Origin of the sequence: Sulfitobacter sp. HI0027 (assembly GCF_001634775.1) — a bacterium.
GTDB lineage: Bacteria > Pseudomonadota > Alphaproteobacteria > Rhodobacterales > Rhodobacteraceae > Sulfitobacter.
Genome location: NZ_LWER01000107.1, coordinates 1 through 25622, shown reverse-complemented (window position 1 = coordinate 25622; position 25622 = coordinate 1). Strand labels below are relative to the sequence as shown.

26 protein-coding genes are annotated in these 25622 nt (G+C 62.2%); 9 read left to right on the top strand and 17 right to left on the bottom strand.

Annotated elements, in window-relative coordinates:
- Positions 1-69 precede the first annotated feature (69 nt).
- The 4 genes from betB to A3722_RS05655 all read right to left on the bottom strand — a co-directional run bounded on the left by betB (position 70) and on the right by A3722_RS05655 (position 3856).
- Entirely contained in the window at positions 70-1527 is a 1458-nt protein-coding gene (betB, locus tag A3722_RS05670; protein WP_067630206.1) for a betaine-aldehyde dehydrogenase, read from the bottom strand.
- Between the two features lie 76 nt (positions 1528-1603).
- Positions 1604-2179 carry a choline-binding transcriptional repressor BetI gene (gene betI / locus A3722_RS05665; protein ID WP_067630203.1) on the bottom strand — a complete coding sequence of 192 codons (576 nt, stop codon included), beginning with the start codon at positions 2177-2179 and terminating at the stop codon, positions 1604-1606.
- A 92-nt stretch (positions 2180-2271) separates the two neighbouring features.
- Complete coding sequence (locus A3722_RS05660) at positions 2272-3201, bottom strand: DMT family transporter (protein ID WP_067630201.1); 930 nt, start codon at positions 3199-3201, stop codon at positions 2272-2274.
- Between the two features lie 55 nt (positions 3202-3256).
- Entirely contained in the window at positions 3257-3856 is a 600-nt protein-coding gene (locus A3722_RS05655; protein WP_067630198.1) for a LysE/ArgO family amino acid transporter, read from the bottom strand.
- 88 nt (positions 3857-3944) lie between these two features.
- Here A3722_RS05655 and A3722_RS05650 point away from each other — a divergent pair, with 88 nt between their 5' ends.
- Positions 3945-4838 (top strand): LysR family transcriptional regulator ArgP, encoded by an 894-nt coding sequence (locus tag A3722_RS05650; protein WP_067630195.1) that lies wholly within the window; start codon positions 3945-3947, stop codon positions 4836-4838.
- Here the strand turns inward: A3722_RS05650 and A3722_RS05645 are convergent.
- A complete protein-coding gene (locus tag A3722_RS05645) occupies positions 4822-5562 on the bottom strand; it encodes a YebC/PmpR family DNA-binding transcriptional regulator (protein WP_067630244.1) in 741 nt (246 codons plus the stop codon). The genes A3722_RS05650 and A3722_RS05645 overlap by 17 nt on opposite strands.
- Before the next feature lie 119 nt (positions 5563-5681).
- Between A3722_RS05645 and A3722_RS05640 the strand changes: the two genes are divergently transcribed.
- Together A3722_RS05640 and A3722_RS05635 are read left to right on the top strand one after the other, a co-directional pair.
- Positions 5682-7454, top strand: coding sequence for an SLC13 family permease (locus tag A3722_RS05640; protein ID WP_067630192.1), 1773 nt, complete (start codon positions 5682-5684; stop codon positions 7452-7454).
- 79 nt (positions 7455-7533) lie between these two features.
- Positions 7534-8391, top strand: coding sequence for a bile acid:sodium symporter family protein (locus A3722_RS05635; RefSeq protein ID WP_067630190.1), 858 nt, complete (start codon positions 7534-7536; stop codon positions 8389-8391).
- 62 nt (positions 8392-8453) lie between these two features.
- Here the strand turns inward: A3722_RS05635 and A3722_RS24265 are convergent, their stop codons facing one another.
- The gene (locus tag A3722_RS24265) at positions 8454-9638 is read right to left on the bottom strand and encodes a hypothetical protein (RefSeq protein ID WP_067915984.1); all 1185 of its coding nucleotides are present in this window, start codon (positions 9636-9638) and stop codon (positions 8454-8456) included.
- A gap of 319 nt (positions 9639-9957) precedes the next feature.
- On the opposite strand from A3722_RS24265, the gene A3722_RS05625 reads away from it, so the two are divergent.
- Positions 9958-10992: a hypothetical protein gene (locus A3722_RS05625; RefSeq protein WP_067627462.1), complete on the top strand. Its 1035-nt coding sequence runs from the start codon at positions 9958-9960 to the stop codon at positions 10990-10992.
- Position 10993: 1 nt separating this feature from the next.
- Here the strand turns inward: A3722_RS05625 and A3722_RS05620 are convergent, their stop codons facing one another.
- From A3722_RS05620 to mgtE, 4 genes are all read right to left on the bottom strand, one after another.
- Positions 10994-12766, bottom strand: a complete 1773-nt coding sequence (locus tag A3722_RS05620; RefSeq protein WP_082849364.1) for an SLC13 family permease — start codon at positions 12764-12766, stop codon at positions 10994-10996.
- 94 nt (positions 12767-12860) lie between these two features.
- Entirely contained in the window at positions 12861-13673 is an 813-nt protein-coding gene (locus tag A3722_RS05615) for a TIGR00282 family metallophosphoesterase (protein ID WP_067627466.1), read from the bottom strand.
- A gap of 57 nt (positions 13674-13730) precedes the next feature.
- Entirely contained in the window at positions 13731-14297 is a 567-nt protein-coding gene (locus tag A3722_RS05610; protein WP_067627467.1) for a 5-formyltetrahydrofolate cyclo-ligase, read from the bottom strand.
- Entirely contained in the window at positions 14294-15697 is a 1404-nt protein-coding gene (mgtE, locus tag A3722_RS05605; protein WP_067627469.1) for a magnesium transporter, read from the bottom strand. The genes A3722_RS05610 and mgtE overlap by 4 nt, the downstream gene beginning before the upstream one ends.
- A gap of 122 nt (positions 15698-15819) precedes the next feature.
- On the opposite strand from mgtE, the gene guaD reads away from it, so the two are divergent.
- Positions 15820-17121 (top strand): guanine deaminase, encoded by a 1302-nt coding sequence (gene guaD / locus A3722_RS05600; RefSeq protein WP_067627471.1) that lies wholly within the window; start codon positions 15820-15822, stop codon positions 17119-17121.
- Between the two features lie 24 nt (positions 17122-17145).
- Here the strand turns inward: guaD and A3722_RS05595 are convergent, their stop codons facing one another.
- From A3722_RS05595 to A3722_RS05580, 4 genes are all read right to left on the bottom strand, one after another.
- The gene (locus A3722_RS05595) at positions 17146-17565 is read right to left on the bottom strand and encodes a CAP domain-containing protein (RefSeq protein WP_067627473.1); all 420 of its coding nucleotides are present in this window, start codon (positions 17563-17565) and stop codon (positions 17146-17148) included.
- Positions 17562-18896 carry an 8-oxoguanine deaminase gene (locus A3722_RS05590; RefSeq protein WP_067627475.1) on the bottom strand — a complete coding sequence of 445 codons (1335 nt, stop codon included), beginning with the start codon at positions 18894-18896 and terminating at the stop codon, positions 17562-17564. The genes A3722_RS05595 and A3722_RS05590 overlap by 4 nt, the downstream gene beginning before the upstream one ends.
- 133 nt (positions 18897-19029) lie before the next feature.
- A complete protein-coding gene (hisN, locus tag A3722_RS05585) occupies positions 19030-19830 on the bottom strand; it encodes a histidinol-phosphatase (RefSeq protein WP_067627476.1) in 801 nt (266 codons plus the stop codon).
- 115 nt (positions 19831-19945) lie between these two features.
- A complete protein-coding gene (locus A3722_RS05580) occupies positions 19946-20320 on the bottom strand; it encodes a helix-turn-helix domain-containing protein (protein ID WP_067627478.1) in 375 nt (124 codons plus the stop codon).
- A 329-nt stretch (positions 20321-20649) separates the two neighbouring features.
- On the opposite strand from A3722_RS05580, the gene A3722_RS24260 reads away from it, so the two are divergent.
- Both A3722_RS24260 and A3722_RS05575 read left to right on the top strand, forming a co-directional pair.
- The gene (locus A3722_RS24260; protein WP_161487373.1) at positions 20650-20802 is read left to right on the top strand and encodes a hypothetical protein; all 153 of its coding nucleotides are present in this window, start codon (positions 20650-20652) and stop codon (positions 20800-20802) included.
- Positions 20803-20944: 142 nt separating this feature from the next.
- Entirely contained in the window at positions 20945-21721 is a 777-nt protein-coding gene (locus tag A3722_RS05575) for a Bax inhibitor-1/YccA family protein (RefSeq protein ID WP_067627480.1), read from the top strand.
- Positions 21722-21799: 78 nt separating this feature from the next.
- Here A3722_RS05575 and A3722_RS05570 read toward each other — a convergent pair whose 3' ends face one another.
- From A3722_RS05570 to A3722_RS05560, 3 genes are read right to left on the bottom strand one after another with little or no spacing between them, the layout of a single operon-like run.
- On the bottom strand, positions 21800-22489 hold the full coding sequence (locus A3722_RS05570) for a VIT1/CCC1 transporter family protein (RefSeq protein WP_067627482.1): 690 nt from the start codon (positions 22487-22489) through the stop codon (positions 21800-21802).
- A 16-nt stretch (positions 22490-22505) separates the two neighbouring features.
- Positions 22506-22685: a hypothetical protein gene (locus A3722_RS05565; protein WP_067627484.1), complete on the bottom strand. Its 180-nt coding sequence runs from the start codon at positions 22683-22685 to the stop codon at positions 22506-22508.
- Positions 22686-22735: 50 nt separating this feature from the next.
- Positions 22736-23428 (bottom strand): metal-dependent hydrolase, encoded by a 693-nt coding sequence (locus tag A3722_RS05560; protein WP_067627486.1) that lies wholly within the window; start codon positions 23426-23428, stop codon positions 22736-22738.
- A gap of 325 nt (positions 23429-23753) precedes the next feature.
- Here A3722_RS05560 and gatC point away from each other — a divergent pair, with 325 nt between their 5' ends.
- Positions 23754-24041: an Asp-tRNA(Asn)/Glu-tRNA(Gln) amidotransferase subunit GatC gene (gene gatC, locus A3722_RS05555; RefSeq protein ID WP_067627510.1), complete on the top strand. Its 288-nt coding sequence runs from the start codon at positions 23754-23756 to the stop codon at positions 24039-24041.
- Positions 24041-25528, top strand: coding sequence for an Asp-tRNA(Asn)/Glu-tRNA(Gln) amidotransferase subunit GatA (gene gatA / locus A3722_RS05550; protein WP_067627488.1), 1488 nt, complete (start codon positions 24041-24043; stop codon positions 25526-25528). Before gatC ends, gatA begins: the two co-directional genes overlap by 1 nt.
- Positions 25529-25622: the final 94 nt, after the last annotated feature.

Here is a 25622-nt window from a genome sequence, read left to right as displayed (position 1 = left end):
AATCCGCACGGGTGCGGGGCAGCGCCCGACGGTGTCGGCTTTATGCGCTGCGGCCTAATTTTCCGTTGCTTAGAACGGCGCTTCGACATCGCCCATGCGGACGTAGACCGACTTCAACTGGCTATAATGGTTGATCGCAGCCTTAGAGTTTTCGCGACCCACGCCGGAGTTTTTCATGCCCCCAAAGGGCGCTTCGACGGGCGCGTCATTATAGGTGTTGATGTAGCAGGTCCCCGCCTCGAACCCGGCAGCCACGCGATGTGCGCGGGTCAGGTTTTGGGTAAAGACACCGGCGGCGAGGCCGAATTCCGTGGTATTGGCACGGGCCATGACCTCGGCCTCATCCTCAAAATCGAGCACCGCCATGACGGGGCCGAAAATCTCTTCGCGGGCGATCACCATATCGTCTTTGACATCCGCGAAGACGGTGGGCTGCATGTAGAAACCGTCGCGCTCGATCCGTTTGCCGCCATAGACCAGCCGCGCGCCCTCGGCCTCACCCTTCGCCACATAGTCCAGCGCGATCTGCATCTGCCGTTCGCTGACCATGGGGCCAAAGCTGGTATCGGGGTCCATCGGGTCGCCGATCACGGCGTTATCCAACCGCTCGGCCAGACGCGCAAGAAACGCATCCTTGATGTCGCGGTGCACAAAGACCCGCGTGCCGTTCGAACAAATCTGGCCTGAGCTATAGAAGTTGCCCAAAATCGCGCCGCTCACGGCGTTGTCGATATCGGCATCCTCAAAGACGATCATGGGGGATTTGCCGCCCAGTTCCATCGTCACATGTTTAATGCCCTCGGCGGCGGCTGCATAGACCTTGCGGCCCGTCGGAACGGAGCCAGTCAGCGACACCTTGTCGACGCGGGCATCGGTGACCAGCGACTGGCCCACCTCGCCCATGCCCTGCACCACGTTAAACAGGCCCGCAGGCAGCCCAGCCTCAATGAGTATCTCAGCCACTTTCAGCGCGCAGAGCGGTGTTGTTTCGGACGGCTTGAAGATCATCGCATTGCCGCAGGCGAGCGCTGGCGCGGCTTTCCAGCAGGCGATCTGCGTGGGGTAGTTCCACGCGCCGATGCCCACGCAGAGGCCAAGCGCCTCGCGGCGGGTATAGACCCAATCTTCGCCCAGTTGGATATGCTCGCCCGTCAGGCTGCCCGCCAGCCCGCCGAAATACTCCAAGGCGTCGGCCCCGCTGGTGGCATCGGCGACAGAGGTTTCCTGATAGGGTTTGCCGGTGTCATAGGTCTCCAGCACCGACAGGTCGTGGTTGCGCTCGCGGATCATGTCGGCGGCGCGGCGCAGGATGCGGCCCCGCTCGGTGCCTGTCATCGCGGCCCATGCGGCCTGCGCCTTGCGGGCCGAGGTGATGGCTTGTTCGACGATCGCAGGCGTGGCGGCATAGAGCGTGGCGATCGTCTCGCCCGTGGCGGGATAGATCACCGGGATCGGCGTGCCGTTCGTGTCTTCGACATAGGCGCCGTCGATGAAATGGCTGGCTGTGGGCTGGGGATCATAGGACATCAAAGATACTTTCTTGCCTGAGGGGCGGAGTGTTCGAGGAGGCGGAGCGCGGCAATGCCGCCCTTCTCCGCCGTGTTCAGCGGCCCGCTTTCAGCAGCAGGTCGAGGGTATAGAGCGCGCGGGTCATGGCTTCGGCAGCGCTGACATCGTCCGACAGCGCCGCCCGCAGATAGAGCCCATCAATCAGCGCCGCCAAAGTCTCGGCGTCGCCCTCGGGTTGGGGGCTGATCGGACGCAGCGCATGGGTGAGGTTGGAGCGGAGGCGGCTTTGATAAGCTGTCAGCAGCCGCCGCGTTTCGGGATTGGTGCGGGCATGGGCGTAAAGCGTCATCCACGCGCTAATCGTGCCAGGATGAAAGCCGGTGTCGTCGAAACTGGCCACAATGATCGCCGCCGCCCGGTCATGCGGCGTGCGGGCCGTTGCCAGCCGTTCGCGCACCCCTGCCGCATATTCCGACAGGATATGCCGCATCGCGGCGAGGAAGATCTGATTCTTGCCGCCGAAATAGTGATGCGCCAACGCGCTCGACATGCCTGCCCGCTTGGCGATCTGGCTCACCGTCACATCCAGTGACTGAGCTTCCCCGATCTCGGCGATGGTGGCTTTGACCAGCGCAGAGCGGCGAATAGGTTCCATTCCGACTTTGGGCATTGGATTCGGGTCCTTGGGGCAGTGTTGACCGCCTCAGGATAGGGGAATCTTTATTGACTCGTCAATCAAGTACCGCCCGGCGGGGTGGTACGTCAGAATTTCGTGGCGTGGGAGGGCGGCGTGACCTGCCGTTTCAGCATTGCTTCGCGCCATGTGATAAAGGTAACCGAGCCCAAAATCACCGCGCCGCCCAGCACGACCCAGACGTCCACCGGCTCGGCAAAGACCACCACGCCGAGGATCGTGGCCCAGACCAATTGCAGGAATGTCACCGGTTGCGTCACCGTCACCGGGGCGGCGGCGAATGCCAGCGTCATGGTGAAATGCCCCGCCGTGGCGAAAAAGGCGACGCCCGCGAGGATCAGCAGCTCCTGCGCGGTCGGGGTAATCCAAACGGTAAAGGCAAATGGCGCCAGCCCGATGGTGACGAAGATTGACAGCATGGTGACGATCATCACAGGGCGTGCTTCATCCGCCAGCACCTTGGCCAAGAGGTAGGAGCCCGCAAACACCACCGCTGCCAGTAGCATCGCCAGATGCCCGGTTGAGACTTCGCGAAAGCCGGGCCGCAGGATGATCGCCGCCCCCGCCAGCCCCAGACAGACCGCCACGATGCGCCGCGCCGCAAGCTTTTCGCCCAGAAAAATCGCAGCGCCGACAGTGACATAGATCGGCGCGAGGTAGTTCATCGCCGTGACCTCGGCAATCGGCAGGCGGGTCATAGCGTAGAACCACAAGATCACCCCGCCCGCATGAAAGAATCCGCGCAGACCGAAAAGCCCCCACTGGCGCTTGCTAACGGGGGTCGACAAAAGCGACCGCAGGATCGGCAGGACAAAGACCAGCCCCATGGCGTAGCGCAGGAATGCGGCCTCTGCCGACGGAAGGCGCGGGCCCATATATTTGACCAGCGCAGTCACGCCGATGAAACACGCCCCTGTGACCAGCATCCAAAAAACCCCGACAAGCGGGCGATTGGCGGGAACGGGGATGTCGGGGGTGGTTGCGGGGTTTTGTGTCATGCCGCGACCCTTTCCCAAAGTGCTGCCAAGGGCAAGATGGGCGCGGCACTTTTATTCACATCGCAAGCAATTTGATCGCAATCCCCCACATGGTCATGGCGATGACGGCGTCCAAAATCTGCCAACTGCGCGGCTTGGCGAAAAGCGGCGCAAGCAACCGCGCGCCATAGCCGAGGGCAAAGAAGAACACAAAACTTGCCATCGCTGCGCCGATGCCAAAGCTCATCCGGTCGGGATATTGCGCCGAAATCGAGCCAAGCAGCACCAATGTATCAAGATAGACATGCGGGTTTAGCCATGTCAGCGCCAGCAGGGTCAGGATTGCCTTGCCCAAGCTGCGCGTGGCCTGCCCTTCGGCCTCCAACCCCTCACCGCCGCGCCATGCCGACACGGCATTGCGCCAACCGTACCACAGCAGGAAGGCCGCGCCGCCGTAGCGCATCAGTGACCCGAACCACGGTGCCGCTTCGGCCAGCGCGCCGAAACCGGCCACACCGGCAGTGATCAAGATCGCATCCGAAGTGGCGCAGACCAACACCACCACCAGCACATGCTCACGCCGCAGCCCTTGGCGCAGGACAAAGGCGTTCTGCGCGCCGATGGCCATGATGAGAGTGAGGCTGAGAGCGAAGCCGGGGAGGAATGAGGTCAGCATTGGGGCGTCCTGTCTTGGGTTGCTTTTGCCTACCGCGGCGGTGCAGATTACTCAAATTCAATAGTCTTCGCTTGGATTAGAAAATCTTATGCAGCTAGACAGCGCCCAACTGACCGCTTTGGCGAGCATCCTACGACTTGGCAGCTTTGACGCGGCGGCGGCGGCGCTCGGGGTCACCCCCTCCGCCATCTCGCAGCGGGTGAAGGCGCTTGAGGATCGAGTCGGCACCACGCTGGTCTTGCGCGGCCAACCCTGTACCGGCACGCCGACGGGCCAGCGGCTGGCGAAACATGCCGAAGACGTGGCCCTGCTCGAAGCGCAGGCATTGGGCGTCAGCGGCAACACGTCCCCGCCCCGGCTGCGGCTGGCGGTGCCTGCGGATGTACTGGCGACATGGCTCATCCCGGCCTTGGCGCAGATACCGGAGATGCTGTTTGATCTGGTGATCGACGATCAAGACACCTCCGCCGATTGGCTGCGGCGTGGAGAGGTCAGCGCGGCTGTGACCGGACAAGCCCGCGCCGCACCGGGCTGCGATATGCTGGCTTTGGGTGCGCTGCGCTATCACCCGACCGCAAGCCCCGCCTATGTGGAAAGGTGGTTCGCAGATGGCATCACCGCCGAGGCACTGGCGCGTGCGCCGATGCTGACCTTTAACCGCAAGGATCAATTGCAGGGGCGTTGGCTGATGCAAAAGATCGGGCAGCGATTGACGCCGCCCAGCCACCATCTGCCCTCAAGTCACGGCTTCGTGGCGGCGGCGCGCGAAGGGCTCGGCTGGGGCATGAACCCTGCCCCGCTGGTGACTGAAGATATGGAGATGGGCCGCCTCGTCTCGCTCGACGACGCACTACCGCTGGATGTGCCGCTCTATTGGCAGGTCGCGCGGATCATGGCGCCCGCGCTCGCCCCGCTCACCGCTGCCATAAGGGCCGCGGCGCGCGAGGCGCTGGTGCAAGGGGGCGTTAAAGCTGCGCCATAACCTCGTCGGAGGCCTCGAAATTGGTTGTGACGCGCTGCACATCGTCGTCTTCCTCAAGCGCATCAACAAGCTTCATCAGCTTTTCCATGTTCTCAAGGTCCATCTCTGTCGTCGTGACCGGACGCCAGATCAGCTTGGTAGATTCCGACTCGCCCAGTTCCGCCTCAAGCGCGGTCGACACATCGTTGAGATCGGTGTCGGCGCAATAGATGACGTGGCCATCTTCGGAGCTTTCGACATCCTCGGCCCCGGCCTCAATCGCCGCCATCATCACGGTGTCCGCGTCGCCGACGGCGGCGGGGTAGATCACCTCGCCCTTGCGCTCGAACATGAAGCCGACCGAACCGGTTTCGCCCAGATTGCCGCCGTTCTTAGTAAAGGTCGAGCGCACGGTCGAGGCGGTGCGGTTCCGGTTGTCGGTCATCGCCTCGACGATCACCGCCACGCCGTTCGGGCCATAGCCCTCATAACGGATTTCTTCGTAATCTTCACCCTCACCGCCCACGGCCTTCTTAATGGCGCGTTCGATGTTGTCTTTGGGCATGGACTGGCCCTTGGCCTCTTTCACGGCCATGCGCAGCCGCGGGTTCTTTTCCGGGTCGGGGTCGCCCATCTTGGCCGCGATGGTGATTTCCTTGGAAAGTTTGGAAAACACCTTGGCGCGCAACTTGTCCTGACGGCCCTTGCGATGCTGGATGTTTGCCCATTTGGAGTGACCGGCCATGAATACCTCGTTCTGGCAATGCGTTTGCGCCACTCTATATGCCAGCATCACCGCTGGAACAAGCCACCCGGCCTGTGCTTAGCTTTCCTCCTTTGGGGCAACCACGTTAGACCGGATATATGACCACAGATCAGATCATTCTCTTTACCCTCTTTGGCGCGGTCTTTGGCCTGCTGCTGTGGGGCCGCTTTCGCTATGACATCGTGGCATTTGGCGCACTGATGGCCGGGGTGGTGCTGGGGGTGGTGCCCACGGAAAACGCCTTTGACGGCTTTGGCCATCCGGCGACGCTGATCGTGGCGCTGGTGCTGGTGGTTTCCGCCGGGCTGGTGCGTTCGGGCGCGGTGATGTTGATCACCCGCACGCTGGTGGACAGTTCGCGCAGCTTGGGCGCGCATATCTCGATCATGGGGGCCGTCGGCGGGGTGCTCTCGGCCTTTATGAACAACGTGGCGGCCTTGGCGCTTTTGATGCCGGTCGACATTCAGACCGCGCGCAAAGCGGGCCGCGCACCGGGGCTAAGCCTCATGCCGCTGAGTTTTGCCACCATCCTTGGCGGTATGGCCACGCTGATCGGCACGCCGCCCAATATCATCATCGCCTCAATCCGGCAGGAATCGCTGGGCGCGCCGTTCAAGATGTTCGATTTTGCCCCGGTGGGCGGTCTGGCGGCCATCGTTGGGCTGATCTTCGTGGCGCTGGTCGGCTGGCGTTTGATCCCCGCCCGCGAAGACGCCATGATCGAGCCTGAGGATATCGCGGAATATATCGCCGAGTTGACCGTGCCCGAGGGCAACAAGCAGATCGGCAAGCGTCTGGCAGAGCTACAGGAAGAAGCACATAAGGCCGATGTGGCGATCCTTGGGCTGATGCGGGATGGCAAGAGGCGCTATGGCACCGCGCGCAATGTGGTGCTGCAAGCCGGGGACGCGATCGTGCTAGAAGCCACGCCCGACGCGCTGGACGAATTCCGCAGCACGCTGAACCTCGCGCTGGCAGACAGTGACCGCGAAGACCTGCTGCTGGCCGATGGCGACGGGGTTGAGATTGTCGAGGTCGTGGTGACCGAAGCCTCGCGCCTCAATGGTCGCACGGCGCAGGCAGTGGGCCTCTCGTGGCGCCAGCGCACGGTGCTGCTGGGTCTGTCGCGGCAAGGTCGCAAGATCACCTCGCAGCTGCGCACGACCGAATTGAAGCCCGGTGACATTCTGCTGCTGTTGGTCCCCCGCGACACGGTGGCCCATGTCACCGACTGGCTGGGCGTACTGCCCTTGGCCGACCGTGGCCTTGCCGTGACCCAAGACAGCAAGACGTGGCTTGCCATCGGCATGTTCGCAGGTGCGGTGGCAGCGGCCTCCTTCGGGCTGATCTATTTGCCCATCGCGCTTGGGCTGGTGGTCGTGGGCTATGTGCTGGCCAAGATCGTGCCGCTATCGGAGCTTTACACGCATATCGAATGGCCGGTGATCGTTCTGTTGGGCTCCATGATCCCGCTCGGCGCGGCGCTGGAAACCTCGGGCGGGACCGAGTTGATTGCGGGCGCGCTGGTGGGGCTGACCGAGGGGCTGCCCGCATGGGTCGTACTGACGGTGTTGATGGTCGTGACCATGTCGCTGTCGGATGTGCTGAACAATACGGCGACAACCATCGTCGCCGCCCCGGTGGGCATCCAGATGGCACAGACACTCGGGGTGTCGCCCGACCCGTTCCTGATGGCGGTGGCTGTGGCGGCCTCCTCGGCATTCCTCACGCCGATTGGACATAAGAACAACACCCTGATCCTTGGCCCCGGCGGCTATTCCTTTGGCGATTATTGGCGCATGGGGCTGCCGCTAGAGATCATCGTGGTCGCGGTGTCGATCCCCGCGATCCTCGTCTTTTGGCCACTCTGACGTTGCGCTTCCGGCGCGCGTCAGGCTTGCCAGATCACATTTGCCGCCCCTAGGCTGATTTCAGCTTTAGGGGGGACAAATGGATATTCTAATCAACGTCGTACTGCCGCTGTCTTTGGCGATCATCATGCTGTCGCTGGGGGTCGGCCTTACGGTCCAAGACTTCACCCGCGTCGCAAAATACCCACGCGCCTTCGGGTTGGGCGCGCTGTGCCAAGTGGTGCTGGTGCCCGCCGCCGCTTGGGCCGCGGCCACGGTCTTTGGCCTCAGCGGAGAGCTGGCGGTGGGGCTGATGATCCTGTCTTTTTGTCCCGGCGGGGTGACCTCAAACATGATCAGCAAATTCGCGCGGGGCGATGTGGCGCTGTCGGTGACTTTGACGGCGGTCGTCTCGCTCCTGAGCATTCTGACCGTGCCGATCTTCACCGCCATCGCCGTGCGACATTTCATGGGCGATGCGGCCCCGGATGTGTCGGTCGCAACACTTGCCATGGCGATGTTTCTGATCACCACCCTGCCCGTCGCGCTTGGGCTGCTGCTGCGCCACGGCGCCCCTGCCATGGCCCTGCGGATCGAGCCGGGTCTCTCCGCCCTCGCGGCGCTGCTCTTTGTGCTGATCGTCCTGGCCGCTTTGGCCGGGAACTGGAGCCTTTTTGCCGAGAACCTCGCCAGCCTCGGGCCTGCGCTCATCAGCTTTAACGTCGTTTTAATGCTGCTGGGGCTAGGCATCGCCGGGGCCGCGGGGCTGGCGTGGCAGACACGCAAGACGATTTCGATTGAGGTCGGCATTCAGAACGCCACGCTGGGCATCACCCTCGCCGCTTTGATCTCGGGTCAAACATCAGGGTTCAGCGCCTACGCCCTGCCCTCGGCGGTCTATGGGATTACCATGTATCTGGTCGCCCTGCCCTTTGTGCTTTGGTTTCGCAAGCGCTGAGAGTGGACAAGCAAAAGGCGCGCCCCGAGGGACGCGCCTTTCATTTCTGGAATGACGGGCCCTTAAGCCATGTCGAAGGCGTCATCCTCATAGGTGTCGACCTCTTCGTCTTCCTCCGAAGGCATGGAGGCAAGGCTGAGCGCGTCCATAAGAGCGGTCGCGCCGTCGGATGTGTCGGCGGCGTCGGGGTCGGCCATGTCGGGATCGACCATACCCGTCACCTCAAGAACTTCCCCGCCAGTCTCGTCCGAGTCGACGACGAGGCGCATCCCGCTCAGATCGATATCCTCGAACGACAGTGAACCGGGATAGGTCCACAGGGTAAAGTTGGTACTGCTGACCTCCCCTTCCGAACTATCAGCGGTCGTGCCGAACTGCAGACCGACATCAAAATTGCCCCCCGCTTGGGGACCGTCGGTGAAACCGTCAACTCCGTCATCAACAGCCTTCACGTCCGTGAGGTGATACCCCTCGGCGTTCACATCAGGGAAGAAGTTCAGTTCTTCGATCGCACTCCCGTCAGTCACATTGAAGAAAAGTCCGTTGATATCTGCGTGGGACTCAGCTTCAGGGTCTGTGGGTGATAGGTTGAAGTGCAACTCGCCATTAGGCATCTCAGTGACGGCGACTGTGGTCTCTCCATTCTCCCCCATCAGGAATTTCAGAACGGTTTTATCGTCGCCACCGGTATCACTACCTTGCGTACCGCCAGAACCGGAGCCCTTCGTGCCGCCAGAACCGGAACCCTTAGTGCCGCCCGAACCAGAACCCTTCGTACCGCCCGAACCAGAACCCTTTGTACCGCCAGAGCCGGAACCCTTAGTGCCACCAGAGCCGGAGCCCTTCGTGCCGCCAGAGCCGGAGCCCTTCGTGCCACCCGAGCCGGAGCCCTTCGTGCCGCCAGAGCCGGAGCCTTTCGTGCCGCCAGAGCCGGAACCCTTCGTGCCGCCAGTGCCGGAACCCTTCGTACCGCCAGAGCCGGTGCCTTTGGTACCGCCAGAGCCGGTGCCTTTGGTACCACCAGAGCCGGAGCCTTTGGTGCCGCCAGAACCAGAACCCTTGCCGTCATCGCTCCCGTCGAACTTCCCGGCTAGGTTTTCGTCATACCATTTCGCGAAGGAGGATCCCTCTACCCCGCCGTTGTGATAGGACTTTGTACCGCTGGCGTCGCAACCGCTGCCCGCCGCACCATCGGTGGACCAGCTATCGTCTTTACTGTTCCAACCTTTAGAGAATCTGTAACCCATGACACCAATCCCTCATATACTTTTGCAGTCGCGACCGCTTTGCAGCGCCACGTCCCCCACAGACTTGCGAAACTAACAGGCGCAATTCTCTTTCGGCAAATTCTTTCCATTTTTTCGATGAATGAGGCCAGATGTCGACATAATCTCGAAACAGTAACGCGCACTGCAGACGCATTGTCCTTTGGTATAGATCAAACATGCCGAATGGCGGCGAATCACTCCGGGCGGATAGGCTGAAATTGCCTTTGTTTTGCCCAAAACCCGCCGTACCCTCGACCGTCAAAACGCCTAGACAGACCGAAACACCAGCGGAGGCCCCATGGCACGACCCAAGGAACAAAGCGCTCAGGCGCAGATCGTCGCAGCGGCGCGCAAACATTTCGGCCAAGATGTCGCACGGGTATCGGCACCCGGTGGTGAGAACCGGTCAAGTTTCCGGCTGCACCTGACCGATCGTACCGTCATCGCAACCCTGCGCCCGAACTTTCGCCGCACCCATTTGGAAGCCCATGTGCTGACCGAACTTGGCCGCCATTGCAGCGACCTGCCCGAATGTCTGGGCGTGGTCGGCGAAATCATGTTCCAATCCGATGTCGGCAAACGCCGCCTCAATGTTGAGGTCGCGCAGGTCGCGCCAGCGGTACAGCTTGATCTGGCGGGAGAGGCCGTCTCGGCCATATTCCGCATCCATGGCGCCGCGCGCCAGACCGAGTTGAACGCCATCATGCCGCATCTGGGCAATAACCGCGATTGGGTGCTGAACTTCGTTGATGCGGTGGACTTTCTAAAGGACCTCGGGGGCGGCATTTCAGACCAGTTCGACCGCACCGCCGCCTATGAACGTATCAACGCCCCGGCGCGGCAATTCGTGAAATGGGACTGCCGGTCGGGCAATGCCGCGATTGGCCGGGATGACAAATTGCGTTGGTTCGATTTTGAATATGCCGGGCTGCGCCATGGCGCCGAAGACATCGCTTGGCTGATCGGGGATGAGGCGTGGCCCGTCGCCCCGCAGGACATGGTCGACGTGGTAATCGACGCCTTCGATCCCACCTGCGGCATCCTCCTGCCCGACTACCTTGACTACCTTTCCGTTTACCTAACCTTCCATGCTGTGCAGCGGCTTAAGCTAATCAGCAAGGAAGCCAAGAAACGTGGCTGGCTGAGCAAAGACCGCATCCGGCGCTATGACGATGCAGGGGTGCACCCCGAATTCGCGGCGCATATCTGCCGGGTTGGGGCCTATTTCTCGGACCAATCCGAGCTTACCGCGCCGCTGACACGCAACTTTCTTGAGGCGCAGGCGGGGTTTGACGCGATCGTCGCCCAGACCGAAAAGCAGCGCAGCGCCTGAGTTACCAAAACAGTGGGATCACCGCGCTTACCAACAGCGACATGCTCAGGTTCAGCGGGATCCCGATGCGCATGAAATCGGTGAATTTATACCCACCCGGCCCGTAGACCAGCGTATTGGTCTGATAGCCGATAGGCGTGGCAAAGGCGCAGGAGGCCGCGATCATCACCGCCACAACCAGCGGGCGCGGGTCCATGCCAAGCGCAGTGCTGAGGCTGATGGCGATCGGCGTCATGATGACAGCCACCGCATTGTTGCTGACGATCTCGGTCAGGGTGGTGGTCAGCAGGAACACCGCCCAGATGATGAAAAACGGCGGCAACTGTGCCAATCCCGGCGCGATATTGTCGACGATCAGCGCAATCGCGCCTGAGTTTTGCAGCGCGGCCCCCACGGCCAACATGGCAAAGATCAGTGCCAGCAACCGCCCTTCCACGAAAGAGAATGCCTCCTCCGCGTCGATACAGCCGGTAACCAGCACCACAGCCACAGCGATCACGGCCAAGGCCAAGATCGGCGCGACGTTGAAGGCGGCCAGTGTGACGATGCCTACCAGCGCCGCGATGGCAATCGGCGCATGGCCCCGCCGAAACGCACGGGCCGAGGGTTGGGTCACGTCAACGAGGTTCATCTCGCTGGCCAACCGCTGAATGTCCTCTGCCGCGCCTTCCAGCAGCAGCGTGTCCCCCACTTTGACGATCAACTGGTCAAGCTGTTGGCCGATATTCTGGTTCCGCCGATGCACCGCCAGCGGATAGACGCCATAGCGCCGCCGCAGTCGCATGGAACCCAAGCTACGCCCCACCATCCGGCAACCGGGGGTGATCAGCACTTCGACGGTCGTGGTCTCCACCGCCGAAAGCTGGTCAACCCGGCGCAGTTCTTTGTTGTTTTGCAGGCTCAACAGCTCGGTCATCTGGGTCCGCAGCACCACGCGGTCCCCGACCTGAAGCTCAACGCCTTTGAGGTTGCGGCGCAATGAATCGTCGCCGCGCACCACGTCGATCAACCGCACGCCTTCGCGTTTGAACAGCTGCACATCCAGCACTTCGCGGCCAATCAAGTTGCTTTCAGGGGGGATCACCGCCTCGGTAAAGAACTTCATCTTGGAGCGGTCCGACAGCATATTCGCCATGCTGTCGCGCGCGGGCAGCAGCTTGTCTGCGAAGAACAGCATGTAGATTAGGCCCCACGCGCAGACGACAAGACCCACGGGAAGGATCTCGAAGATCCCAAACGGCGCCATCCCCTGCGACCGCGCCACACCATCGACCAACAGGTTGGTCGAGGTGCCGATCAGCGTGAGTGAACCGCCCATAATCGCGGCATAGCTGAGCGGGATCAGCAGCTTAGAGGCTTTAGTATTGAGCGTTCGGGTCAATTGCACGACCACCGGGATCATCACCACGACGACGGGCGTGTTGTTCATAATCGCGCTGGCCGCCATGACCGACAGGATCACCCCCGCCACCGCCGTCTTGGGGTGGGTCTTGGCCGAGCGTTCGGCCAACCGGGTTAGCACATCCAACGCCCCGGTCCGCACCAAGGCCCCCATGATGATGAACATGGCTGCAATGGTCCAAGGCGCGGGGTTCGACAGCACCGCCAGCGCATCGTCATAGGGCAAGACGCCGATGGCCAGCAAAAGCGCGGCACCGGCGATGGCGACCACTTCGGTGGGGAAAGCTTCGCGCAGGAAAAGCACGAACATCATGCCGACGACCACGAGGGTGAGCACCGCCGTCTCCGTCGGAGAGAAGCTGAAAAATTCCATCAAGAACCTGTCATTCGGGCAAAAGGCCGTTGTCCAGTTACGCCGATTGCCGCGCCCTGCGCAAGCCTGACGCATGGGTCGGCAGTGTCAGACCTCAGGGCGTGTTGGTCTGGAGGGCACCGCCCTCGCGCACCGGCACGATCCGCGTGGCACGGCCCGTGCGGTCATCCGTTTCGATATAGACGCCAGACAGCGTCGCTTCGCCATTGGCGGGGGTGAAACGTTCGCGCGGCATGCCGGTGATGAAACGGCGCAGCGGCTCGGCCTTGTCCATGCCGATGACCGAATGGTAATCGCCACACATGCCCGCATCGCTGAGGTAGGCCGTCCCGCCCGGCAGGATCATCGCATCGGCGGTGGGCACATGGGTATGGGTGCCGACAACAAGGCTCGCCCGCCCGTCGCACCAATGGCCCATGGCCATTTTCTCGCTCGTAGCTTCGCAGTGCATATCCACGATAATCGCCTGCGCCATGCCGCCCAAAGGATGGGTTTTCAGCACCGGTTCCAGCGCCGAAAAGGGATCATCAAAGGGCCGTTTCATAAAGACTTGGCCAAGCGCCTGGGTGACCAGAACCTTCTTGCCGTTCTGCGCTGTGAACAGCTTGGCCCCTTTGCCCGGCGCGGATTTGGAGAAGTTCAGCGGGCGGATCACGCGGGGCTCCTGCTCGATAAAACTCAGCATGTCTTTCTGATCGAAAGCGTGATCGCCAAGGGTCAGACAATCGGCCCCGGCATCCAGCAACGTTTTGGCGTGCGCGCCCGACAAGCCCATGCCCCCGGTCGCATTCTCGCCATTGACCACAATGAAATCGAGCTTCCAGTCGCGCCGCAGCCGCGCCAGATTTTCGGTGATCGCCCGCCGTCCGGCCCGGCCCATCACATCGCCAAGAAACAAAATCTTCATAACTTATGGACTAGGACGCAGGCGGCTTGGCGGCAACCCTTATTCCGCCTGGGCGGGTTAGCGTTGCGTCACTTCGATCACACCGGCCTCTGTCACGATCAGGTCCAGCGGCTCATCGGTTTCCTCGAGCGGAATGTCATCGCACTCCTGCCCGGCAAAGGCGAAACCAATCGCCATCGTGGCCCTGCGCGCGCGCAGCATCGCCAGTGTCCGATCATAAAATCCGCCGCCATAGCCCAGCCGCGCCCCCGCGCGGTTAAAGGCCAGCAGCGGAACGATCACGATCTCGGGTTCGAAAAAATCGTTATGTTCGGGGATCATCGCGCCGAAAGTGCCCGCGACCATCGGCGTCTCTGGTGTCCAACGCGAAAAGGACAGCGGGTGGTCGGGCCACATGATCACCGGCACGCCGACCGGGCCGTGGGCGCAGGCCTCGGCCATGGCCGGGCGGGGGTCGATTTCGGTGCGAATGGGCATGAAGCCCGAAAGCGGCACGCCGCGATAACCTGCCAAAACTTCGGAAAGATACCCCGCCTGTGCCGCATTCGCCGCCTCAAACAACGGCTTGCGGCGGGCAAATGCCGCCTTGCGCGCCTCGGCCTTCCGAGTGGCGCAATCGCTCACAACAGCACCAGCGCCGCAAGACCGAGGAAGGCGAAAAATCCCACCACATCCGTCACCGTGGTCACAAAGGCCCCCGAGGCAAGCGCCGGGTCAATCCCGAACCGCTCCAGCAAAATCGGGATACCGGTGCCCGCAAGGCCCGCCACTACGAGGTTAATCACCATCGCGGTCGCAATCACATAGCCAAGCGCCGGAGAGCCGAACCAGATCACCCCGACGATCCCCATGATCACCGCAAAGATCAGCCCGTTCACCAGCCCCACCAGAACCTCCCGCCGGATCACCCGCCAGACGTTGGAGCCGGTAAGGTCTTTCGTCGCAATCGCACGCACCGCGACGGTCAGGCTCTGCGTGCCCGCGTTGCCGCCCATGGAGGCGACGATCGGCATCAGCACCGCCAGCGCCACGATCTGCGCGATGGCGGCCTCGAACTGCGAAATCACCATCGACGCGGCAATCGCCGTTACAAGGTTCACCGCAAGCCATGGCAGACGCTGTTTGGTCGTTTCCGCCACACGGTCGGAAAGTGAGCCCTCGCCCACACCCGCCAGTCGCAGGATGTCTTCTTCGTGTTCTTCGTCGAGCACCGCCATGGCGTCGTCGATGGTGATGACACCGATCAACCGCCCTTCTTCATCAACCACAGGGGCCGATATCAGGTGGTACTGGTTAAACGCATAGGCCACATCGCCCTCATCCCGCATCGCGGGGATGATCTGGAACGTTTCCTCCAAGATATCCGCCAGCCGCGTCTCGCGGCGCGAGCGCATCAGTTTGCCCAGTGTCACGTTGCCCACCGGGTGCAGGCGCGGGTCGACCATGACGATGTGATAGAACTGATCTGGCAGGTCTTCTTCCTTGGTGGCGCGCAGATGGTCGATGGTCTGGCCCACCGTCCAATGCTCGGGCGCCATCACAACCTCGCGCTGCATCAGACGACCGGCGGAGTATTCTGGCCAGTTCAGCGCCTGTTCAACGGCGACCCGGTCGGTTTCCTCCAGCGCGTCGAGGATGGTTTCCTGCTGCGCGTCTTCCAGATCTTCGATCAGGTCGACGACATCATCGCTGTCCAGTTCACGCACCGCTTGGGTCAGAACCTGCGGCGTCAGGATGGAGATGACTTCCTCGCGGATCGACTCGTCGAGTTCCGACAGAATCTCGCCGTCGAATTCTTGCCCGTAAAGCCGGATTAGTGCGGCGCGGTCATCCTCGTCGATCTGCTCCAAAAGGTCAGCGATATCCGCCGCGTGCAGCGGCTCCATCAACTGGGTCAGATGGGCTTGATCGTTGGCCTCTACGGTCTCAAGGATCGCGGCAACGGCCTTGCGGTCCAGCATATAGGCCTCGGCAGTCTCCTCAGAGGCTACCGCCGGATCCAGCTCTTCAATCTGCTCTGACATCCGCTGCTCTCCGTGCCTGTGCCCTTGTTGGAGGCGACAATAGGCGAGCGGCCTCGGGGGTACAACGGCACCCGCGACGCTTCGGTATTGTTCCCCGTCTCGCCCTCACCTAAACCACTGGCATGACAAATCAACGACTCCTTTTGGGCGCGACGCTCAGCTATTCCGGCAACCCGATGCAAAGCGCGTGGGAGGATGCCGTGAAGATCGACACCGAAGGCGGTGTCTTGATCGAAGACAGTCGCATTGTCGCCGTGGGCAATGGCGAACGCCTGCGTGCCGACCATCCCCAGGCCGAGGTGACGCGCTACGCCGATGCGCTGATCTGCCCGGGGTTTGTCGATGCCCACGTGCATTATCCGCAGACCGCGATCATCGCGTCATGGGGCAAGCGGCTGATCGACTGGCTGAACACCTACACCTTCCCTGAAGAGATGCGCCTTTCGGATCCGGCCTATGCGGGCGACATCGCCGCGCGCTATTTGGACCTGACGCTGGCCCATGGGACCACCACTGTTGCGTCTTACTGCACGATCCACCCCCACAGCGCCGACGCGCTGTTTCAGGCGGCAGAGGATCGCGGCCAGCGGATCGTGGCGGGCAAGACCTGCATGGACCGCAACGCCCCCGAAGGGCTGCGCGATACGGTGCAATCCGCCTATGACGACAGCAAAGCGCTGATTGAGCGCTGGCACGGCAAGGGCCGCGCGAGCTATGCGATCACGCCGCGTTTCTCTCCGACCTCGACGCCCGAGCAACTCTCGGCCCTCGGTGCGCTTTGGGCAGAGCATCCGACCTGCCTGATGCAGACCCACCTTAGCGAGCAGACGGATGAGATTGAATGGGTGCGCGGGCTGTTCCCAGAGGCCCGCGATTACCTTGATACCTATGAGGCCCATGGGCTGCTAGGCGAACGCGGGCTCTACGGCCATGCGATCCACCTAGAGCCGCGTGAGATTGACCGGCTGGCAGAGACAGGCGGGGCGCTGGTGCATTGCCCCACCTCCAATACGTTTATCGGTTCGGGGCTGTTTGACATGACCGGGCTTGCCGCGCGGGGCATTCCGCTGGCGCTGGCAACGGATACCGGGGGCGGCTCGTCATTTTCGATGCTGCGAACGATGGCCGCAGCCTATGAGGTCGGCCAGTTGCGCGGCACCCCGCTGCACGCGGCGCAGCTGATCTGGCTCGCCACCGCAGGCTCGGCCCGCAGCCTGCATCTGCAGGATCACATCGGAAGTCTGGCCGAAGGGATGGAAGCAGATATTACCGTGCTGTCGCTCGACTCGACCCCCGCCATCGCGCAGCGTCACGCGGCTGCCAAGGATATCTGGGAAAGCCTCTTCGCCACCATCATGATGGGCGATGACCGCGCGATTGCAGATGTTTGGGTTGCGGGTGCGCGTCGGGGTGGCACGGCGTAACGCACCACCCGCGACTGGGTCAGGTTAGCAGGGCGCGCCCAGCACCATGACCCAAACCTCACTATCGGCCTGCACCAGCCCCATCTCTTCGGCGCGGCTGTCGACCATATTGCGGTAATGCCCCGGCGAGTCGGTCCAACCGGTCATGACCTCATCCAAGGACTGCTGCCCCTTGGCGATATTTTCGGCCACAAAACACCATTGATAGCCCGCCATCGCGGCACGACGGCCCACATCCGTGCCATCGCGGCCCTTATGGCTGAAATAGTCGTGCTCTGCCATATCGCTGGCATGGGTTTGCGCCGCTTGCGCCAAACGGCCATCATAGACGAGAGGTTTGAGCCCCTGCACATCCCGCAACGCATTTACGCGCTCCAACCCCATGGGGTCGGCCAATGCCGGCATGCCCGCCAGCATCAGGATCGATAGAAAAAATGGCCTCATTCAGCCAAGCCTTTCGCCAATTCGTTTTGCCGCGCCACCTGCGCGGCCAAGTCAATCGTGGTGACGTGACCATCGCGCACCACTTGTCGGCCTTCAACGAAAAGGTCGCGCACCGCCGTCGGACCGGCAAGAAGCAGCGCAGCCGGATCCCAACTGCCTGCGCTATGCACACCCGAGACATCCCAAATTGCCACATCGGCGCGTTTGCCGGGCATCAGCCGCCCGCAATCAGGGCGCCCCAACACATCCGCCCCGCCGCGTGTGGCCATTTCCAAGGCGGCGCGGGGACTCATCGCATCAGCGCCGCGTGACACCCGCTGCAACAGCATCGCCTGCCGCGCCTCGGCGGCCAGATTGCCGCTGTCGTTGCTGGCCGATCCATCGACCCCCAGCCCCAGCGGCACGCCTGCACCCAGCATCGCGCGTACCGGCGCGATGCCTGACCCAAGGCGACAATTTGAACAGGGGCAATGCGCCACCCCGGTGCCTGTGCGCGCGAAAAGGTCAATCTCCGCCCCGTCCAACTGCACGCAATGGGCATGCCAAACGTCATCGCCCAGCCAACCTAGGCTTTCGGCATATTCTCCGGGGCGGCAGCCAAATTTCTCGAGCGAATAGGCTACGTCCTCCGCATTTTCGGCCAGATGAGTGTGCAGCATCACGCCCTTGTCGCGGGCCAGAAGCGCGGTATCGCGCATCAACTCGCGGCTGACCGAGAAAGGTGAACATGGGGCCAATCCAACGCGACACATCGATCCTTCCGCAAGGTCATGGAAGGCGTCGACCACGCGGATGCAATCCTCCAAGATCGCCGCTTCACGCTCCACCAGCGCATCGGGTGGCAGGCCGCCGTCGCTTTCACCGATGCTCATTGAGCCGCGCGTGGGGTGAAACCGCAGGCCCAGTTCGGCGGCGGCATGGATCGTATCCTCCAGCCGCACGCCGTTTGGGTAGAGGTAAAGGTGATCCGAGCTCAGGCTACAGCCCGACAGCGCCAGTTCCGCCAACCCAATCTGGGCCGAGACGGACATATGCTCCGGCCCCATACGCGCCCAGATGGGATAGAGCCGCTGCAACCAGCCAAAAAGCAACGCGTCCTGTGCGCCCGGCACGGCGCGGGTCATGCTTTGATACAGGTGATGATGCGTGTTCACGAGGCCCGGCGTGACGACGCAGCCCTTCGCCTCGACAATCTCGCCCTCCGTCCGAAGGCCCTGCCCGATCTCGGCAATCACCCCGTCGCGCAGCAGCAGGTCTGCACCTGCAAGCTCCCGCCGGGTATCGTCCATCGTGATAAGGTAATCCGCGCCGCGGATGAGGGTCTCTGCCATAGGTCACACTTTTCGCTATGCCCGTCTCATGCAAAGTGTGTGTGGCCGATGGAAAACGGGCGAGAGAACCGACCTTTGCGGGATTTATCGCATCCCGCCGGGGCCGGTCAATCCGCGGGTTTTGACAATTGGATCAATATGCGGAAAGGATCGCAAGCGCCCGCGCGTGGATTTCGCGGTTGGCCGCCGCAAGCGCCCTGCCCCCTTCATGCACCGGATTGCCCTGCCAATCGGTGACGACACCCCCCGCCGCTTGGATCACCGCGATGGGCGCTTGAATGTCATAGGCGTTCAGCCCTGCCTCGATCACCAGATCGACCTGCCCAGCCGCGACCAGCGCATAGGCGTAGCAATCCATGCCGTAACGTGTGAGCAGCGCCCGCGACGCCACGGCCCCAAAGGCGCTGGCTTCATCGGTGCTGCCGACCTCGGGGAATGTGGTGAAAACGATAGCCTGCCGCAGGTCCCGCGCCGCGCGGGTCTGCAAGGGGCGGCTTCCATGCGGCCCAGTCATCAGCGCGCCATCCGGGGCGCCCTCGAAACGCTCGCCGATATAGGGCTGGTCAATGATGCCGTAGAATGGCCCCGACACATTGCTGACCGCGATCAGCACGCCCCAAGTCGGCGTGCCGCTGAGAAACCCGCGTGTGCCGTCAATCGGGTCAAGCACCCACGTCAGCCCCGACGTGCCGGGCTGCGCGCCATATTCTTCGCCCAAGATGCCATCGGCGGGCCGTTCCGCCGCCAAGATATCGCGCATCGCCCGTTCGGCGGCGCGATCCGCCTCGGTCACGGGGTCAAAACCCGTACCGAGCTTATTGTCGGCCTGCAAATCAAGGCTGCGGAAATAGGGCAGGATCACCTGACGCGCCGCATCCGCCATCAGATGGGCGACGCGGCGAATATCAGGATCAAAATCAGTGGCGTTCATCATGACGAAGACCTGACAGTTTGCGCGGGTTTGCGCAAGCCTGCCAATGCTTTAGAAAGTTGGACCCTAGAAAGCTGGCCCTTCAAAAGCTAGGCCAAGAAAGACGACCCGGATGGGTTCAGGCCACATCGCTCAACACGCGGGCCAGTTCGAACAACCGGCGGCGCTGGTTCTCGGGGATGGCATAGTAAGAACGGACCAGCTCCATCGCCTCTTTATCGGCCATCAGATCGGCGGGCAGCCCATCCACCGATGGGCCATCTGCGCCCTCCTCGTCTTTCAGTCCCTCAAAGAAGAAAGACACAGGCACGCCAAGCGCATCTGCGATATCCCAAAGCCGCGAGGCGCTGACGCGGTTCGCGCCGGTTTCGTATTTCTGTATCTGTTGGAATTTGATCCCGACGAGTTCTGCCAGTTTCTGTTGGGTCATCCCCGTCAACCAGCGCCGCTGCCTGATACGCTTACCCACATGTACATCTACCACATGCACCATATTCTTTAATCCTTATAGGGCACATGCGACCGTGCCAATCTCTGTTCCAAACAAGGACGAAGTGTGCCGTTGCTTCACGCAATACCGCAGGGGTTGCGCGAAAGTCCTACCTCCTATCATAGCGGTTGCGTTGAATTCGGCAAAGAAATTTCACGTGATGGTAAAAATCTGTTCCGTTTCGACTGCAACCTCAGGCGGTGCACTGCCCCTCTCTCTCTTCGACCGGCGAGCGTTAAATCTCCAAGTATCCTTGGCTGTAGTGGTTTCCCGCTCGGCAACCATTGGATGAACGCGAAGAATATCAATCGGTTCCCCCCGGAATAGTTCAAATGCCGATTTTCTGGCTCTCGGGCGGTTCGCGCGCCGTCGCCAGCGCCCCGCCGCGCCGGAAAAGCATCGGTGCTTTTCCGCCGATCACCGCGCCTTGGGCGGCCCGCCCGCTGAAAACGAAGGTCTTACCGACCCTCGGCGCGCGCCCCTGACAAATCCTGGGAGAAACCCGCGATTATTGCCGTGATATCAGGCCGCAAGACACTTGAAATTCGCCCCTGCAGGCCCGATATTCAAAGCCAAGAACGTGTCGGCCGGGTTTCGACACGCAACTTTGCCAATGGGAGTCACTAAATGGCTGACGTCAATTCAATTCGCTCTGCTGCCGGGTCGCGCGTCGCCGCGATCGACGAGGGTCTGCGCGCTCATATGAACAAGGTGTATGGCACCATGTCGATCGGCATGCTCATCACCTTCGCCGCGGCTTGGGCCATCTCTGGGCTATCGGTTACCTCCGACCCTTCCGCCGCCGTAGCGCAGCTTAGCCAAGATAAGTACCTGACGCAGTTGGGCTATGCGCTCTATGCCTCGCCGCTGAAATGGGTCGTAATGTTCGCGCCGCTCGCTTTTGTCTTTGGCTTTAGCGCGATGATCAACAAAATGTCGGCGGCCACGGCGCAGGTCGTGTTCTACGCCTTCGCCGCCGTCATGGGCATCTCGATCAGCTCGATCTTCCTTGTCTTCACCGGCTATTCCATCGCGCAGGTCTTTTTGATCACGTCGATCGCCTTCGCCGGTCTGTCGCTCTGGGGCTACACCACCAAGAAGGACATCTCGGGTTGGGGCAGCTTCCTGATCATGGGCGTGATCGGTCTGGTTGTCGCGTCGATCGTTAATATCTTCCTCGCCTCTTCGGCGCTGATGTTCGCGATTTCGGCCATCGGTGTTCTGATCTTCGCGGGTCTGACCGCCTATGACACCCAGAAGATCAAGACCGAGTATCTGGCCCACGCGCATCACGGCGACACTGAGTGGCTGGGCAAGGCCGCGATCATGGGCGCGCTGAGCCTCTATCTGGACTTCATCAACATGTTCATGATGTTGCTGTCGCTCTTCGGCAACCGCGAATAATCGCTGTGCCATCTGATGCGAAAGGCCGGCCCTGAAAGGGGTCGGCCTTTTTCTTTGGTGGCATCTTTAATCAAAGCGTCAGCCAATCGCTCCGAAAAGATGCCCGACCCCGGCGGTCACGGCCATGGCCAAACCGCCCCAGAAAACGACACGCCTGATGGCGGGCCGTTTCGGCGCACCGCCCAATTGTGCCCCGCCCGCGCCAAGCAGCACCAGCGCCAGCAACGCAACCAATGCGATCGTCAGGCCACGCGCCCCCGCAGGGGCCAGAACAGCCGCCAACAAGGGCAGCCCGCCGCCCAAGGCAAAGGCCAGCGCCGAGGCGCCCGCCGCCTGCAGCGGATCGGCCTGACCGGCAAGGCCGAACATGCCCAACTCTTCGCGTGCGTGGGCGCCCAAGGCGTCATGGTCGGTCATCTGTGCTGCGACTTCCAAGGCGAGGTCACTTTCCACGCCCCGGTTCTCCAGCCCTTCGGCAAGTTCGCTCAGCTCGTAATCCGGGTCTTCGATCAGGGCCACGCGCTCGCGCTCCAAATCGGCCTTCTCAACGTCCGCCTGTGCCGAGACCGAGACATACTCCCCTGCCGCCATTGACAGCGCCCCGGCGGTGAGCCCCGCAAGCCCGGTCAGCAAGACATTGCCCTGCGCCATACCTGCCGCGCTCACCCCCACCAGCAGGCTGGCAGAAGAGACGATACCGTCGTTGGCCCCCAAAACGGCAGCGCGCAGCCAATTGCTGCGGTTGATGAATTGACCTTCTTTGGGCATCTCAGCCGCCTTACGTCTATTGCGGCTGGTACACCAAAAGATGCGCCGGGAAGATGACTGGCCGGTCACCGCCCACGCCGGTAAAGCCGACACTGCCGGTAGGCTCGGCCCGGTCCAGCGGGGCGCAGGCCCCCAGCGTCAGCAACAAGATCACGGCAGTCGATTTGGCAAACATGGCATTTCCCCGGTGGTTCATTCAGGTATCCCCTGTTCCGCCTTGACGCGCAAGGCGGTCGGGGCAGTTGGTCAGACGGTGATCGGCTGCATCACCTGCGGCTCCACCACATCAACGCCGGGCAGCCCATCGGTCAACACCTGCGCCGATTGCTCCAGCGCGTCGAAGGTGCGGTAGTGGCAGGGGATAACCGTCTTGAAGTTAAAATAACGTTTCGCGGCATAAGCGGCCTGCGCCATATCCATCGTGAAATGCCCGCCTGCCGATAGAATGCCGATGTCTGGTTTGTGATAGTCGCCCATCCAATCCATATCCGCCATGATCGCCGTGTCGCCGGAATGATAGATCGTATGCCCCTCGCCCGAGATCATGAACCCCGTCTCCATCCCGGTGTAGATCGGCCCGTTGTCGCCTTCCACGGATGAGGAATGCGAGGCCGGAACCATGGTGATCGCCACCTCGCCCGCGCGGATCGTCCCGCCTTTGTTAAAGCCGGTGGTTTGTGCGACGCCTTTGCTTTCCAGCCAGCCCATCAGTTCGACCATCCCCGCCACCGGCGCATTCGTCCGGCTGGCGATATCGGCGATGTCAGCCGTGTGGTCGAAATGGCCGTGGGTGACGAGGATTTGAGTCGCGCCTTTGATCGCCTCGGCATGGTGTTCCTCAGGCAGCATCGGGTTGTCCTTGAGCCAAGGGTCGATCAGCAGCACTTGATCTTCGATCTCGATGCGGAATGAGCCGTGGCCGAGCCAGATGATGTTCATGAGGGTCTCCTGAGTAATGTGGGTTTTACGTCAGATTTGACCCTCCGAAGCGCGGAATCAAGTAAACGCCTCCGCATGCCACCAGCCCGGAATCAAGGGCGCATGCCCGCCGGGCAGCGCCAGACCGGCCCAACGGGCTGGCGCTTCTGCAAGCCGGACGCCATCCCGCCATCGCGCAATACCCCAGCAAACATAAATTGCCCAACTGCTTCGAAGCAGGCGCCATCCCCCGGTCTGGCGCTGCCCGGCTCCGCTTCGCCCCTCTCAAACCCTTGCGAGGCCCGCCCCCAAACGGTAGAGGACCCACAAAGAGATGGAGATGTTCATGTCGATCGACGAAAACACCGCCGCACGGGTGGCGAAACTGGCCCGGATCAAGGTTGAACCCGAGGCGCTTCCGGCGCTGGCCGAAGAGTTCAACAACATCCTCGGCTTCATCGAGCAGCTGTCCGAGGTGGATGTCGACGGCGTCGAGCCGATGACCTCCGTGACCCCGCAGCGCCTGAAACGGCGCGAGGATGTGGTCACCGATGGCGACCAGCAGGACCGCGTGCTGGCCAATGCCCCCGATGCCCGTGAAGGGTTCTTTGCCGTGCCGAAGGTGGTGGAATAATGACCGATCTGAACAAACTGAGCCTTGCCGAAGCCCGCGACGCGCTGCGCAAGGGTGAGACCACCTCGAAAGACCTGACCGAAGCCTGCCTCAAAGCCATCGACGGCGCAGGCGCGCTGAACGCCTTCGTGCACCGCACCCCCGAGATCGCGATGGAACAAGCCGCCGAGGCTGACGCGCGCATCAAACAGGGCGACGCGCCTGCCATGTGCGGCCTGCCCATCGGCATCAAAGACCTCTTCTGCACCAAAGGCGTGCCAAGCCAAGCGGGCAGCCGCATCCTCGAAGGGTTCTTGCCCGAGTATGAGAGCACCGTCAGCCAAAAGCTGAAAGACAGCGGCGCGGTTATGCTGGGCAAGCTCAACATGGACGAATTCGCCATGGGCTCGTCGAACGAGACATCCGTCTATGGCAACGCGGTGAATCCGTGGCGCCGCGCGGGCGACACGGCGGACCTGACACCGGGCGGCTCCTCGGGTGGCTCTGCCGCCGCCGTGGCGGCTGATCTGTGCCTCGCCGCGACCGGCACCGACACCGGCGGCTCGATCCGCCAGCCTGCGGCCTTCACCGGCACCGTGGGCATCAAGCCGACCTATGGCCGCTGCTCGCGTTGGGGCATCGTCGCATTCGCCTCAAGCCTCGACCAAGCCGGGCCGATGACCAAAACCGTGCGCGATGCGGCGATCATGCTGGAAGCCATGTGTGGCCATGACGCCAAGGACAGCACCAGCGCCGATCTGGCCGTGCCCGACTTTGAGGCGGCCCTGACTGGCGACGTCCGTGGCAAGAAAATCGGCATCCCGCGCGAATACCGCATGGATGGCATGCCCGAAGAGATCGACAAGCTCTGGCAAGACGGCATCGCGATGATGAAGGACGCGGGCGCCGAGATCGTCGACATCTCGCTGCCGCACACGAAATACGCCCTACCCGCCTATTACGTCATCGCCCCCGCCGAGGCGTCCTCGAACCTCGCGCGTTATGACGGTGTGCGCTTTGGCCACCGCGCCAAGCTCGACCACGGCGACGGCATCACCGAGATGTACGAGAAAACCCGCGCCGAGGGCTTCGGCCACGAGGTGCAGCGCCGCGTCATGGTTGGCACCTATGTGCTCTCCGCCGGTTTCTACGACGCCTATTATAACCGCGCCCGCAAGGTCCGTACCCTGATCAAGAAAGACTTCGAAGACGTCTTTGCCCAAGGCATCGACAGCATCCTGACCCCGGCGACCCCCTCGGCGGCCTTCGGTCTGGGTGAAATGAAGGACGCCGATCCGGTGGCGATGTATCTCAACGACGTGTTCACTGTGACGGTGAACCTTGCCGGTCTGCCCGGTGTCGCGCTGCCGACGGGGCAAAGCGCCACAGGCTTGCCGTTGGGTCTGCAACTGATCGGGCGCCCGTGGGAAGAGGCCGAGTTGCTGTCCTCCGCCTATGCGCTGGAGAAGGCGGCCGGTTTTGTGGCCAAGCCCGAGAAATGGTGGTAAGCCGCAGGGCGGTGAATAAGAGGCGAGAGCGGGTCAGATGATCACACGGACACTTCTAGCGATGACAGCAGGCGGTCTTTTGGCAGCCTGCCAA